Source organism: Streptomyces sp. YIM S03343 (assembly GCF_054729195.1).
Genome location: NZ_JBPUKX010000001.1, coordinates 149,740 through 163,459, shown reverse-complemented (window position 1 = coordinate 163,459; position 13,720 = coordinate 149,740). Strand labels below are relative to the sequence as shown.

The 13,720-nt window shown below is 70.3% G+C and carries 13 protein-coding genes; 7 read left to right on the top strand and 6 right to left on the bottom strand.

From position 1 onward, the window contains the following. Positions 1–291: 291 nt before the first annotated feature. Both ACSYGN_RS00780 and ACSYGN_RS00775 read right to left on the bottom strand, forming a co-directional pair. A complete protein-coding gene (locus tag ACSYGN_RS00780; protein ID WP_460390756.1) occupies positions 292–1,122 on the bottom strand; it encodes a transferase in 831 nt (276 codons plus the stop codon). Further along, a complete protein-coding gene (locus ACSYGN_RS00775; protein ID WP_460390753.1) occupies positions 1,119–2,384 on the bottom strand; it encodes a glycosyltransferase family 4 protein in 1,266 nt (421 codons plus the stop codon). Before ACSYGN_RS00775 ends, ACSYGN_RS00780 begins: the two co-directional genes overlap by 4 nt. An 891-nt stretch (positions 2,385–3,275) precedes the next feature. Here ACSYGN_RS00775 and ACSYGN_RS00770 point away from each other — a divergent pair. After that, positions 3,276–4,547 (top strand): sensor histidine kinase, encoded by a 1,272-nt coding sequence (locus ACSYGN_RS00770; protein WP_460390751.1) that lies wholly within the window; start codon positions 3,276–3,278, stop codon positions 4,545–4,547. Beyond that, a complete protein-coding gene (locus tag ACSYGN_RS00765; RefSeq protein ID WP_460390749.1) occupies positions 4,544–5,197 on the top strand; it encodes a response regulator in 654 nt (217 codons plus the stop codon). The genes ACSYGN_RS00770 and ACSYGN_RS00765 overlap by 4 nt, the downstream gene beginning before the upstream one ends. Here the strand turns inward: ACSYGN_RS00765 and ACSYGN_RS00760 are convergent. Continuing rightward, positions 5,184–5,846, bottom strand: coding sequence for a class I SAM-dependent methyltransferase (locus tag ACSYGN_RS00760; protein WP_460390747.1), 663 nt, complete (start codon positions 5,844–5,846; stop codon positions 5,184–5,186). The two genes, ACSYGN_RS00765 and ACSYGN_RS00760, sit on opposite strands and share 14 nt — an antisense overlap. 79 nt (positions 5,847–5,925) lie before the next feature. Here ACSYGN_RS00760 and ACSYGN_RS00755 point away from each other — a divergent pair, with 79 nt between their 5' ends. Then, on the top strand, positions 5,926–7,191 hold the full coding sequence (locus tag ACSYGN_RS00755) for an IS701 family transposase (protein WP_460390556.1): 1,266 nt from the start codon (positions 5,926–5,928) through the stop codon (positions 7,189–7,191). A 583-nt stretch (positions 7,192–7,774) separates the two neighbouring features. Here the strand turns inward: ACSYGN_RS00755 and ACSYGN_RS00750 are convergent. From ACSYGN_RS00750 to ACSYGN_RS00740, 3 genes are all read right to left on the bottom strand, one after another. Then, entirely contained in the window at positions 7,775–8,110 is a 336-nt protein-coding gene (locus tag ACSYGN_RS00750) for a hypothetical protein (protein WP_460390745.1), read from the bottom strand. Positions 8,111–8,373: 263 nt separating this feature from the next. After that, positions 8,374–8,628 (bottom strand): DUF6924 domain-containing protein, encoded by a 255-nt coding sequence (locus ACSYGN_RS00745; RefSeq protein WP_460390743.1) that lies wholly within the window; start codon positions 8,626–8,628, stop codon positions 8,374–8,376. A 185-nt stretch (positions 8,629–8,813) separates the two neighbouring features. Further along, the gene (locus tag ACSYGN_RS00740; RefSeq protein ID WP_460390741.1) at positions 8,814–10,286 is read right to left on the bottom strand and encodes a DHA2 family efflux MFS transporter permease subunit; all 1,473 of its coding nucleotides are present in this window, start codon (positions 10,284–10,286) and stop codon (positions 8,814–8,816) included. An 89-nt stretch (positions 10,287–10,375) separates the two neighbouring features. Between ACSYGN_RS00740 and ACSYGN_RS00735 the strand changes: the two genes are divergently transcribed. The 4 genes from ACSYGN_RS00735 to ACSYGN_RS00720 all read left to right on the top strand — a co-directional run bounded on the left by ACSYGN_RS00735 (position 10,376) and on the right by ACSYGN_RS00720 (position 13,603). Further along, the gene (locus ACSYGN_RS00735) at positions 10,376–11,011 is read left to right on the top strand and encodes a TetR/AcrR family transcriptional regulator (RefSeq protein ID WP_460390739.1); all 636 of its coding nucleotides are present in this window, start codon (positions 10,376–10,378) and stop codon (positions 11,009–11,011) included. Positions 11,012–11,549: 538 nt separating this feature from the next. After that, on the top strand, positions 11,550–11,819 hold the full coding sequence (locus ACSYGN_RS00730) for a hypothetical protein (protein ID WP_460390737.1): 270 nt from the start codon (positions 11,550–11,552) through the stop codon (positions 11,817–11,819). Positions 11,820–11,900: 81 nt separating this feature from the next. Further along, positions 11,901–12,419: a hypothetical protein gene (locus ACSYGN_RS00725; RefSeq protein ID WP_460390735.1), complete on the top strand. Its 519-nt coding sequence runs from the start codon at positions 11,901–11,903 to the stop codon at positions 12,417–12,419. Between the two features lie 71 nt (positions 12,420–12,490). Continuing rightward, positions 12,491–13,603 carry a LacI family DNA-binding transcriptional regulator gene (locus tag ACSYGN_RS00720; RefSeq protein ID WP_460390733.1) on the top strand — a complete coding sequence of 371 codons (1,113 nt, stop codon included), beginning with the start codon at positions 12,491–12,493 and terminating at the stop codon, positions 13,601–13,603. The last annotated feature ends 117 nt before the right edge of the window (positions 13,604–13,720 follow it).

Below are 13,720 nucleotides of genomic sequence, written 5' to 3'. Positions count from 1 at the left end.
TCGATCGCTGCCAGGGACACCCGGCTGAGCGTCCGGGGCCTGGACACCGGCGCGCCCGGCCGGACCGGACCACCGCCGGAGTAGGAGGACACGACCTGGTGGGCGTGCGCGAATGAGCCGCCCTGCGTGGCGGAACCGTCACCACGGGTCCCGCGCCCGGCGGCGGCTGGACCGTGAGGCCACGCTCGACCTCACCCGCCTGCGGCCTCGGCCTCGCCCGCCCCGACTCCGGCTGAGCCGACCGGTCCGCCCGCGCCCCGCCCCTGTCCTCGCTTACGCCGTTGCCGTCGTCTACGTTGTCTCTGTCTCCGTCACCTTCACCGAGAAGTCGTTGTCGACCGTGTAGTAGGGGCGCAGTACGGCCGTGCCGACGGTGACCGGTGGGTAGACGAACACCTCCTTGCGGTCGGCCACGTCGTCGAGCAGTCGCGCGAGACGGATGAGAGGTTCTTGGGCCGAGGGCTCCACGAAGGCGTCCCAGACACCCTTCCCGGTGTCCGCCCGGGCGGCCAGCTCCGTGAGGCCGACGGCGAAGGAGAAACCCCGGCCGTCGTCCGTGGCCCGCGGCTTCGGGACACGTACGACGGTGCCGGTGCCCCGCAGACTCAGATGGACGGCGGCTTCCGCCCCCAGGACGGCACCGTGCAGGCGAGCGCGGACCGTCACCGAGCCGGCCGAGACGGCTATGTCACCGACCTCCGCGTGGGCGGTGCGCAGCCAGGCGCGCACCGCGAGGAAGCCGTCCTTGGTGACATAGGGAATTCGGACGGCCTGGGGGGACGGCCGGTCGCGGAGATGTCCGTCGACGAGGACGCGCAGATCGCGCAGGCCCGCGCGCAGACGCTGCTGCCGGGGTTCCTCCTCACGGAGCAGGTACAGGTCCCACCGGCCCTCATCGAGAACGGGTCGCGGACCGAGGACGGCGCGTTGCCGACCGTCGTCGGCGGTGTGCAGTTCGAGGCGGTGCAGGACCGTCTCGGGCTGTCCCTTCTTCGGGCGCAACCGCAGCAGCAACTGCCGTCCGCCGGGTACTCGCGGCGGCAGCTCGAAGGTGATCCGGCCGTCTGCGTCCATCACGCAGTCGACGCGCCGGTGTGCTTCGTGGTCCGGTCCGGTGCTCATCGCCGCCCCCTCCGCACGAAACGCAGCGCACCGCCGGCCGCGCACAGCGCGGCATCGCGGGCGGCGGAGCACTCGGCGGCCAGAACGTGGCGCACGCGCGCACGTTCGACTACGACCCGGCGCCCGGCCCGCCGCGCCGAGACCGCCTCGGCGAACAGCCGCTCGGCTTGTCCGACCACCGAGCCCGGGGCGAACCGCCGGGCGTTCGCCGCAGCGGCACGACCGCTGCGGAGGCGGCGCTCGTCGTCGCCGACCAGCTCCAACAGGGCCGCCCCGAACGCCTCATGGTCGCCGACCGGCACCAGTCGGCCGTCGACCCCGTCCTCGATGATCTCACCGGGACCATAGGGGCAGTCGGTGCTCACCACCGGCAGACCGCAGCGCATTGCCTCGACGATGGTCATGCCGAACGCCTCGAAGTCGGAGGTCACCGCGGCGATCGAGCCCTTGACCCACTCCGCCTCCATCGGGGCGGCCGCGCCCATCAGGAAGACGTTGTTCCACAGGCCGAGGTCCGTGATGAGTTCGCGCAGCCGCTTCTCCTGTTCGCCCCTGCCGTAGATGCGCAACTGCCAGTCCGGATACGTGGCGGCGACCCTGGCGAAGGACTCGAGGAGCAGGTCGTAGCGTTTGAGCCGGACCAGCCGCCCGGCGGCGACGATCACCTTCGCGGTGCCGTCCGCGGTCGGCAGCAGGGGAGCCGGGATACTGTTGGGGAGGGTCTCCACCTTTACGCCGGGCAGCCTCATCCCGCGCCGGTAGGCGGCGGCGTCCGCCCGGGTCACGGTGGTGAGTGCGTCGAGCCGGCGGTAGGCCCGGCGCAGCGCGGTGCGCAGCCGCGGCGAGTGGTGGTCCAGGGTGAGGTGCTCCTGACCGACGCGGGCGATGTGCCCGGGTGCCTGGAGTGCCAGATGCACATTGAGTCCCGGCCGGGTGCCGACGACGACATCGGCGTCGATCGTGTCGAGGCACGCGCCGATCCGCCGGTCGGTCAGCTCGCTGTACTGCCCGTAGCGGTACTCGGCGCGCGGGAACACTGTCGCGGGTCTCCCGTGCAGCGGATGGTTCTGCTCGTCCCTGAGGTCCACCAGGGGCCGGAGCGACACTCGCGGGTCCAGGACGAGGGCCGGCTGTTCCCGGTGCCGCAGGACGGAGACGATCTCCACCTCGTGCCGGTCGGCCAGCGCTTGGGCCAGGTTGAAGGTGGTGCTGATCGTGCCTCCGATCCCGTAGGCGTTGTGCAGTAGGAAGGAAATTCTCATGCTGGGTAGACAACGACAACTCCCTTACCGTTGTGACCCGTTACAACTCCGTTGTGCCCGTCGTGGGATGCTCCGCGCCGCCTTCGGTGCGGCCGGGTGGGGCATGGTGCCCCCGCGGCGTGCGCGGTGTGTCGCCCCCGTCGCGCGTCCCGCGCCGGGGCTGTTGCGGTAGACGTGCTTTCCGTCTGTCGACTGCCAGTTCGAGCCTCGCTAGTGACTTCACTGCGGGCCGGTCGGAGCGGAGACGTGTCCCCGGGCCGGCGTCTGCGACGTCGGAGGTCGTGTCCCACGAGGTGCCGGTCCGGATGCCGCGCCGCCACCCTGACCGGCGCCAACCGGGATCGCCTGCCGGGGTGCCGTAGTCGAGCGGGACCATGGCCTCCCGGGTGAGGACCCACGCGTGCAGCTGTTCGTCGCCGGATTCAGCGGCGGCCCTGGCGGCGGTGGCGAACCACGAGCGGCCTTCGCGACGGCTCCAGGTCGTGCAGGACGATCGCGGTCATCCCGGTCAGTTGCCCGGCTGCCGTGGTGAGGTGTCCGCGCGAGCCAGGCGCGATTGCGTGGGGAACCGGGCACTCGCAGCGAGTAGCCGTCGAAGGACACCGTCCGGTAAGCACCGAAGCACACTTCTGGCGTCGTCGGGCGGGCCGGCGGCCCGGCGAGGGTCTCGAACAGAGACCTCACCGGCGCGGCCCCAGTCTCCGGCGAAGGTCTCCGGCGAAGGTCCCGCAGTGCCTTCGCGCTCGGCGAGGCCACCGGCATCCCGGCCGGACCGCCGGTGAGCTTGTCCCAGACCGGCCGGTAGCCGATCTCGGGGAACAGGCCCTGCTCAGCTGCGCGTACCGTTCCGGCAGGTGGATCGGCGTCGGCGCGCTGTGCGACGATCGAGACGTGCCGATCTCGTGGCCAGAAGGCGTTCTTGACAAGCCGACCGTGATACCGCGCCTCATCATCCTGCTGCTGGTCGCCGTGGGAGACCTCACGCTGCTGCAGAACGGCAGCCGGACGCCATGGGCCGACTGGGTTTTCGCCTTCGCGGCAGTCGCGTTCGGCCTGTTCGGCGCCGTCCGGCCGCTGGCCACCGCGCTCTGCCAGGCGGCCCTGTTGCTTGCCGCAGACGCGTACGGGACCTACGAGCACGGCCCTGCGGCCCTGGTGAAGTACCTGGCCGGCATCTCTCTGCTGGAGCTGGCGATCCGCAGGCCATGGTCGAAAGCGATGATCGGGGCCGGCGCTCTGAGCGCGGTGTACGTCATCCATGTCAGTGACGACATGCCGAAGGAGTTGCCGGCGCTGTTCTATCGCGTGGCGGTGACGGTGGGCGGCCCGGTACTGCTGGGCGCCTATGTCCGGACCACCCGTCAGCTCGCCTGGCACACCCGGCAGCAGGCGGAAGAGGAGAAGCGCAGCCAGGAGCTGCGGATTCGTGCGGCGCGGGTCGCCGAGCGCACCGCGATCGCCCGGGAGTTGCACGATCTGGTGGCCCATCATGTCTCACCGATGGTGCTGCGGGTGGGTGTGGCCAGGCACGTGCTGCCCGTCGCTGACGAGCGGGTGACCGAAGTCCTCGACGATCTGCACACCACCGGCACAGCGGCCCTGACCGACCTGCGCCGCCTGGTGACCGTCCTGCGCGATCCGGAGCAGCTTCCGGAGGGCGACGCCGCGGCACCGTTGGTGGCCCCCGAGGGGCTGCCCGCGGCCCTGGGTGCGGTGGTCGAGCAGGGCCGGCGGATCGGGCTTGACGTCGAGGAGACGACAGATCCGGAGGTCCGGGACCTCGACGCGGTCCGCGGGCTCGCCGTACTGCGGCTGGTCCAGGAGGGCCTGGCCAACGTCGCCAAGCACGTTGGGACCTCGGCGCACGCCAGGGTGGCGGTGGGGATGACCGAGACGGGCGCTGTTCGCCTGCGCATCTGTGACAATGGGGCGGTGCGCGGTGACGATCGGACAGGGCCCGTCGGGTCCAGGCCGGGGCTCGGACTGGTCGGAATGCGGGAGCGCGTAGAACTGCTCGGCGGGGAACTGTCGGTGGGTCCGTCCGACGACGGCGGCGGCTGGCAGCTCTCGGCCATGCTCCCGGCCCATCCGGCACGCGCGTGCGACGACGCCCCGGGCGAAGAGGGCACGGACGGCGGGTACGGGGACGGGGAGCGCCAGTGATCCGCGTACTGCTCGTGGACGATCAGCAGTTGGTCCGTGCCGGACTGCGGATGCTGTGCGAGGCCGCCTGTGATGTACGGGTCGTCGGTGAGGCCCCGAATGGACGGCAAGCGGAACGCCTCGCCGAGGAACTGCTGCCCGATGTGATCCTCATGGATCTGCGCATGCCCGGCGTCGACGGCATCACCGCGACCGGCCGTATCCTCGCTGCCCGTCCCGCCACCCGTATCGTCGTGCTGACTACCTTCGACGACGACGACCACCTCTACCCGGCGCTCGCCGCCGGCGCGTGCGGCTTCCTTGTCAAGGACGCCGCACCGGCCGAGCTGTTGGACGGCATTCGGCGGGCCGTCGGCGGGGACGACCCGTTCAGCACCTCCGTACTGCGCCGTCTGGTCGGGCAGGCGGTACGGGCGCGGGGTGGCGAGCCCGAGCGGCAGCCCGGCCCGCCCGCCGGACTCACTCAGCGCGAGCGTGAGGTGCTGTCACTGGTCGGGGCCGGGCTGTCCAACGGTGAGATCGCCGAGCGGCTGCACATCGGGGTCACCACCGTCAAGACACATGTCTCCAGTCTGATGGCCAAGACCGCCACCGCCAACCGGATCCGGCTCGCGGTGCTGGCGGTCCAGACCGGCGTCACACCGGGTTGACCGGCTCGTAGGCCGGGTCCGTGCCGTGAAGGCGGTGGTGGATCCGGGGCCGGCGCGCGTGGTAGACAAGCGCGGGCGGAAGGTTGGCCCAGACCGTACGGCTCGGCACCAGCTCCTCGAACGCCGCGCACAGCAGCCGTCGCAGCCGCACGGCCGGCGGCGCCCATCTGCCGAACACGTAGGTGAACGTGGTGAAGGCACCGTCCGGGACCAGACCGGCCGTCACCGCTGCCACCAGGCCCCGTTCCGCATCCGGCAGGAAAGCGGTCCACGGCAGCCCGCTGATGACGGCGTCGGCCCTGTCCAGCCCGCGCGTCGTGAGTATGTCCGGCAGCCGGGCGGCGTCACCCGCCACGACATCGACACCGGGGAAGCGCTCCCGCAACCGGTCCGCGAACCGCGGGTTGATCTCCACGGCGAGGTGCCTGCCGCGCCCGGCCAGCCGCCGCTGGATCGCGGCGGTGAACACCCCGGTGCCCGGCCCCAACTCGACGATGACCGGATCCCCGGTCTCCGGCACGGGAGCCACCACTCGCTCCGCCAGGCGCGGCGAACTCGGCGCCACCGCACCGACTCTGAGCGGATCGCGGACGAACTCGCGAACGAATCGGGACGGTTCGCTTCCGGCCCGCATCTGGTCAGCTTTCATACGGCCGACGCTAGTAGTGCTTGGTCAGGTTGATGGGGCTGGTGCGTGTCCTTCGGGTCCGGTGTGGTGTTGAGGGGGTGTGACTCCGGACGAGATTGCTGTGGTGCGTGGTGAGCTGGAGGCGTTCGCGGAGGAGGTGTTCGAGCCGTTCGCGCGCAAGGACCAGCGCCGGTGGGGGCAGGTCTACCTTCGGGGACTGCTGACCGACGGCAAACGCAAGTCCATCGAGCCGATGGCCGCCCGGCTCGGGGCTGACGGCAACCGTCAGGCTCTCGCCAACTTCATCACCACCAGCCCCTGGAACCCGGCTCACGTCCGGGCCCGGCTCGCCTGGCGGATGGAGGCGGCGATCAAGCCCAGGGCCCTGGTCTTCGACGACACCGGGTTCCTGAAGGACGGGAGTGCCTCGGCGTGTGTGTCGCGGCAGTACACCGGCACTGCGGGCAAGGTCACCAACTGCCAGGTGGGCGTCTCGCTCCACCTCGCCTCCGACCATGCCTCGGCTGCGGTCGACTGGCGGCTGTTCCTGCCCGAGACCTGGGACCCGGCCTCACCGAAGGCCGACCCGTGCAAGATCGCCCGCCGCACCGCCTGCGGCATCCCGCCGGACGTCGGGCACGTGGAGAAGTGGCAGCTGGCCCTGGACATGCTCGACGAGGTCCGCTCCTGGGGGATCGAGGTGCCGCTGGCCGTCGCGGACGCTGGATACGGCGACGCCGCGGCCTTCCGGCTCGGCCTGCAGGCCCGGGGTCTTCGCTACGTGGTGGGGATCTCCACCACCATGTCGGCGCAACCCGACGACGCGGTCCCGGTGTGCGAGCCGTACTCGGGGCACGGACGCCCGCCGGTTGCGAAGTACCCCGACCCGGCCCGGTCGGTGAAAGAGCTGGTCCTCGCCGCGGGCCGGAAGGCCGCACGGCCGGTGCAGTGGCGGGAGGGATCCCGTCCCGGCACCGGCCGCTCCGGCCGCAGGCGCATGTACTCCCGTTTCGTGGCCCTGCGGATCCGGCCTGCCGGGCGCGAGATCCGGCAGGCCACCGACGGCCCGGAACTGCCCGAGTCCTGGCTGCTGGCCGAATGGCCCGCCACCGAACCGGAGCCGGTGCAGTTCTGGCTGTCCGACCTGCCCGCCGACACCCCGCTCACCACGCTGGTCCGGCTCGCCAAACTGCGCTGGCGCATCGAGCACGACTACCGCGAGATGAAGCAGGCCCTGGGCCTGGCCCACTTCGAGGGCCGGACCTGGAACGGCTGGCACCACCACGTCACCCTCGTCTCCGTCGCGCACGCCTTCTGCACCCTGCAGCGGCTGAACCGATCCCCAAAAGACACGGCGCCGGCCTGAGCCTCTACCAAGTCGTCCGCGAGCTGCAGACACTCCTCGCCCTCTGGACCGGCGCCTGCCCCACCTGCCACCGCGACATACCCACGGCGATACCAACCTGACCAAGCACTACTAGGAGTAGCCCGAACAACGCGCTTCATCCCCGCGGGCCGCCTTCCGACCGGTTGGAGGATCCTGCCTTCACCCGGCGGACGCTACGGAAGCCCGGCCCAGGTACGGTGTCCGCCTTGTGGCCGGCCTTCCGGCCGGTGGGAGGAGAAGCGGGGCCGGGCGGGAAGCGCACGACCCGTTCGCGTGCAGCGGCCGCCGGGCGGCCCTCAGCCTGCGTGCAGGTACCGCGCCCGTATCCGCGCGGCCACGCCCGCACCCACCCCAGGATCTGGTCACTTCTCCTCGCCGAGTAAGGGAGTTCGTGCTCGTCGGCGGCCATCCGGACGGATACAGCGACTGGTTCGTCCATTCTGATTCGTGGCAGGTCCTTCCGCTGCGGCCGATGCCGGCACATCGTGGGTGCACTCCATCACTTGGAAGTTCACCGGTCTACGCCCGAACCCGACCGGCTCAAACCCTTGAGGAGACAAGCTCAGGCGTAGCTGATGATCAGGCAGGTCAGCACGACCTGAGCCGTCCACTGGACCACGACGCTCCCGACTCTGGCGCCCGTCCAGCGGGCACGGGGCCACAACAGCGCCGTCAAGCCGGCGACGACGGCCGTCCAGAAGCATCCGTAGAGGAGTGCGCCGGGGACCTCAGAGCACTCGTCACCGTAGGTGATACACCGGCTGCCGCGCCCGCTGGCGAGAACGGGGACGCAGCTTAGGGCGACCATCGGCAGGAGCAGTCCGAGTCCCCAGCCGGACCACCTTCGGAGCCCGCGGTCAGTGTCCTGCTGATGCGTGGTTGCCCAGGTCGCGTCCATGAGCCCAGCCAACCGTCCCGGCGAGCTACCGTGATCGGGCGCGGTACTCACATGTCCTGGGTTCGTATACTCAACGCCCGCTCTGCGATGGCTGCCTCGACGCGGGGCCCCGGACAGGACCCACGGTCAGGCGAGACCGCCCGGGAAGCCCTCCGCGCTCTCGTGTCGACGCCGGCAGTGCCCTTCCGCGGGCCTGCCCACCATGAGGTCGCGCGATGGGCCCAGAGGCTTCTGGGTAACTCGAGGAGGGACGGAATGCTTTGTCAGGAGCCTTCCCGCCACGGCTTCATGCCCTCCTCGGCGACGAACTCGTAGAAGTCCATGTTGGCGATCTCCAGGTTGCACGCCATCGATCCGACCTCGCGGCACGGAAGGACGGCCTGCCGCCCCGGGGTGTCGTACAGGTCGACGACGGCTGGCGGTCGTCCGGGTTCGGCAAAGGTCCGGGCGTCGGCGAGCGCGACCAGCGTGGTGTGCTCCTCGGGAGGGACGAGCGCGTACAGGATGGACGCCCACATCAGATTGGTATGGACCAACTCTCATGTCAAGGCGTTCGGGAATCCGCTCCAGGGCCTGAGCGATGTCGAGCCCGCTCCCCTGGAGGAGGCGGACCGCACCGGCAGGGCTCCGACCGCAGCCGGCGCGGCGTGCACGGCCCCGGTGACGAGTTGCCCGGTCTCCCTGGTGGGAGGAACGGCTGGGCTCACGCTGTCTCTTCCTGCGTAGCCGCTCGGCTGCCAGGGGTCCCGTCGTTGTGCGCGGGCTTTGCCGCCGGTCGGGGGCTCGTCGCCTTGTTGGCCGGGAGGGCGATGCTGGGGATGACTGCGGCGATGGTGATGCCGATCGCCCACCAGAACGCCCCCCGGAAGGCACCGGTGGCGTCGTGGCCGAGGAGCGACTGGAGGGCGACGGCGGCGATCGCGGTGCCGAACGAGGCCCCCACTTGCTGGGCGATGCGGGTGTTCATGGTGGCGTGCGGGATGCCTGACGGTTGGATGCCCTGGTAGGCGACGGACATCGGGGGGATCAGCATCGCCCCGATCCCCAGACCGCGAACCAGCAGCACGGCTCCCAGCCACCACAGGCTCGTGCCCGGCCCGGCGAGCGCGAACGGGACGGTAGCGGAGGCGGCGAGTAGGAAGCTGGCGATCGTCACGGTGCGCGCTCCGAACCGTTCGACCAGCTTGCCGACCACGAAGCGCGAGGCGAGCGCCCCCACACCCTGCGGGATCATCAGCAGCCCAGCCCCCAGCACGCTGTCGCCTCGCAGTTGCTGGTAGTACAGCGGCAGCAGGAACATGCCGGCGTACATCGCCGCGCCGGCGGCGAACAGGACCGCGGAGGCGCTGCCCAGCGAGCGCACGCGCAGCAGCCGGACGTCGACGATCGGCTCGCGCTCGCCAAGCCGCCACGCCCAGGCGATGAACGCGGCGAGTAGGACGCCCCCGGCGAGCAGCGGCAGCAGCACCCCGGCGTGGCTGATCCCGCCGTCCTCGGACAGCTGCGAGAGGCCGAGCAGGATGCCGGCCAGTGCCGGCGCGAGCAGCACCAGGCCGATCCAGTCCAGGCGCCCGCGCCCGGCCGAGGTGTCGGGGTGGTCGGCGGGCAGGAACCGCCAGGCCAGCAGGAGTCCGGCGGCGATGAGCGGTACGTTGACGAGGAACAGCCAGCGCCAGCTCAGCCAGTTCAGGATCACGCCGCCGATCACCGGACCGAGGATCGGGCCGAGCGCGATCGGCAGGCTGACGGCCGCCATCAGCCTGCCGCTGACACGTCCGCCCGCGGCTCTCACTGCGAGCGTCTGCATCAGCGGGAAGATCAGCCCGGCACCGAAGCCCTGCAGGGCCCGGAAGCCGATCAGGCTGACGTCGTTCCACGCCACCGCGCACAGCACCGAGGCGAGGACGAACAGCAGCAGCGCGGCCAGCCAGACCCGTTTTCCGCCCCAGCGCCGCTCTGCCCATCCCGTGACCGGGATCGCGACGGCCATCGCCAGCAGGAAGCCGGTGGTGACCCACTGCATCGTGTCGGTGGTCGAGTGCAGCTTCACCACCAGCGTGTGGATCGCCAGCGTCACCATCGTCGAGTCGAGGATCGCCGCGATCCCGCCCACCACCAGCGCCAGCAGCGCGTTCTTCACCTGCGGCGACAGCTTCGCCTCGGTGGTCTCTGTCATCGTCTCGCCCCCAATATAAGAGTGGAATCCCTCTCTTGTGAGGCTAGGGTGCTTCACTACGGAATGCAAACCTTCCTTATAGTGGAGCCGTGACCACATCCGCCGCCGCACCCTCCCGCCAACGCCGACGTGGCCCCGAACTCGAGGCAGCGCTGCTGGACGCAGCCTGGGACGAGTTGGTCGAGTTCGGCTTCGCGAAGCTGACCATGGAGTCCGTCGCCTCCCGCGCCAGCACCGGAATTGCCGTGCTGTACCGCCGCTGGGCCAACAAGGACGAGCTCGTGCTCGCCGCGCTCGAGCACTACCGGAACAGCCACTTGGTCGAGATCCCCGACACCGGTACCCTGCGCGGCGACCTCCTCGCCGCACTGACCGGCATGGGCGAGGCCCGCGCCCCGTTCTTCGCCGTCGCTGCGGCCACCGCCTTCTCGGGGCTACTGGCCGGCACAGGGCTCACCCCCGCCCAGGTGCGCGACCGGATCATGGGCGACCAACGGCTCTCGCGCGTTCAGGCCATCTATCAGCGCGCCCATGACCGAGGCGAGATCGACCTGGAACGGATCCCGTCCGCGGTACTCGCCATGCCGTTCGACCTGGTGCGCCACGACCTGCTCATGGACCTCAAACCCCTGAAGCCCACACGCATCCGGTCGATCATCGACGAGCTCTTCCTGCCCCTCGTCCACAACCACCACAACGGGCCGGATTCGGCAGGAGCCATCTGACCTGACTCATGTCCCGGTGTGCCGAGGGGGTCAGGCTGCCTGGTGACGAACGGACCGGAGCTCAGGGCACGTCGCCGTCGGCCGCGGTGAGGCGGACGCTCGCGGTCTCGGGTCCAACGTCTGACTTCCACACTCGTGATGCAGAACGTGATCGACGACCCGCCCCTTCCCGAGTAGTCGTGAGGAGGGTGCCGCACAGGCGCACTCCCGCACTCGGAAAGATCACTTCCGCCTGGACGATCAATTCCAAAGGGTCCGGTCGGCCGATCGTCCCGGCGTCAGGCCGCGCCGACAGCCGGGGATAGGGTCGGCCGTGGTCGTGTTGTTGTCGGAGAGCGCGAGCCTTACTGCGCGGGAGACCTTGACGGTGCTCGGTTCGGGCGGTGTCCGGGCTGACGCGCTCACTGCGGGTGGGTCGTCGATCGGGCGGTTCAGTCGCTGGCGATGCCATCTGATCCCGGCTCCGTCGCCGGGCACCGATCCACTCGGCTCTCTGTCCCGAGTGTCGGGGCTGTGTTCGACAGGCGAGTACGAGGCCGTGCCGGCCACTCACGAACAGGCATGGCTGTTCGCAGCGAGACGGCATCTGCTCCCGCTCGATGCCTCGATCGCCGTCGCGCCGATCGAGGCGTTCGACAGGATCGCGGGCAAGGCGGAGTTCGCGACACTCTGCGACGAACTCGACATTCCCCAGCCGCGATGGTGGTGGTGCGACGAGCGGTCGGCGCAGGTGCCGTACCCGCACCGGGTGAAGGCGTCCTACGGGACGGCTGGGCGGGCCGTGTGCCGGGTCGAGACGGCGGAGTAGGAGCGTCATGCGGTTCGGGAACTGTTGGGGACCGGAGGCCCGGTCAGGGGCCAGGCCCCTGCTGTTGGCGAATACGGCCAGGTGCAGGCCCTGTTCGAGCACGGATGGCTGGTGGCCGCGCACACCAGCGTCCGGATCGGTGCCGGTACCGGCGGGTCTGCGGCGGCACGGCTGAGCGTCGATCACCCGGCGGCCCTCGACTACGCGACCAGAGTGGGCGCACATCTGCGCTGGCACGGCGGGCTGACCCTCGACTACTTCCACGTCGACGGACAGCCGGAGTTCATCGAGTGCACCCCGCGTACCGTCGAACCCGGCAACGCCGCCCACGCCGGTGTCGACCTTCCCCGGCTGACCATCGCCCTGTCCCGTGGCCGGACGCTGCCCGACCGCCCGGCCGTCGGCCGCCCGGGCGTCCGGACCCGTGGCGCCCTGGCCCTCGCCATAGGGGCGGCCGAGCAGCAGCAACGCCGCGCGACGATGCTGGTTCCAGCCTCGACGACACCGCACCAGCTCCGGACCTGCCTGGGCGCCTGGGTGGCGAAGGGCAGACTGACCTTCTCGCTCAATTGCTGCAGCGCTGCGACGTTCGCCCTGTAGACGCAGGCACCGGGACCCCGCTTCTAAGCGCTTAACATTGCTGACGACACAGGCGGCGAAAGGTGAAGAACGTGGCGAAGACGGCGACGGTCTACGAGGTGGCGCAGCGTGCCGGTGTGTCGATCGCGACTGTGTCGATGACCTTCCGTCGTCCGCACAAGGTGAGGGAGGAGACGCGGCAGATCGTCCTGGCTGCCGCACAGGCGCTGAACTACGTGCCGAGCGCGAGTGCGCGTGGGCTGGCGCGAGGGCGCACCGGGGCATTGGGCGTGTACTCATTTGACTACTTCCGCCCGGAATTGGCGAGGGATTTCGCGGAGCTGCACCCGATGGGAAAGAAGCCTTCCGCGGGCGGGGTTACGGTGGTTCGGGGTGACGCGGGCGACGATCATCTGCGGTTTCCGTTGTATGTGGACGAGGTGCAGCGCGGTGTCGAGCTGGAGTGCTGGCAGCGTGGTTATGCCCTGTTGATCGGTGGGGGCGGCCGGTCGGACAGTGCGACGGTGGTGACCGACATCGTGGGGCGGGTGGACGGGCTTGCGGTTTTCCCGAACACGGTGCCGGCCGACGTGCTGGAGCGGATCTCGCAGCGGATACCGGTGGTCGAACTGTCGGAGGGGCCCCAGCACGAGGGACTCAATACAGTCTCGGTGAACAACCGCGGCGGAATGCGGGCGGTCACGGAACACTTGATCGTCGAGCACGGGCTGCGGGATCTGCTGTTCGTCGGCGACATCGGCACGTTCGATGCGCGGGAGCGGTTCGCCGGGTTCCAGGGGGCGCTGCGGGCGGCGGGATTGCGGGTGCCGCGCAAGCCGCTGGCTGGACTGGCCGTGCATGAGGACGAGGTGCGCGGCGTGATCGGCGGAGTGCTGGCGGACGGGGCTCTGCCGGAGGCGTTCGTGTGTGTCACCGACCTGGCGGCGCTGAACCTGTTGTCGGTGCTGGCCGAGCTGGGTGTGCGGGTGCCGGATCAGGTGGCGGTCACCGGCTTCGACGGGATCGTGGCGGGACGGGTGGTGCGTCCGGCGCTGACGACCGTGCGGCAGCCGATGCAGGCGATGGGCAGGGCGGTGGTCGACATCCTCGTGGAGCGCATCGCTGATCCCGCTGGTCCGCCGATCGCGCGCAGGCTACCGGTGCAGGTGGTGCTGAGGGAGAGCTGCGGCTGCACGCAGGCATGAGCCTCCCTGCGGCAACGCCACATGCGCTGGTCATGCCTGAATGCGGCTGGCGGGCGCGCCCGCGGCCGCTCAGCTGCTGATCTTTACCGGCGTATCACGTCTGAAACATAACCAGCG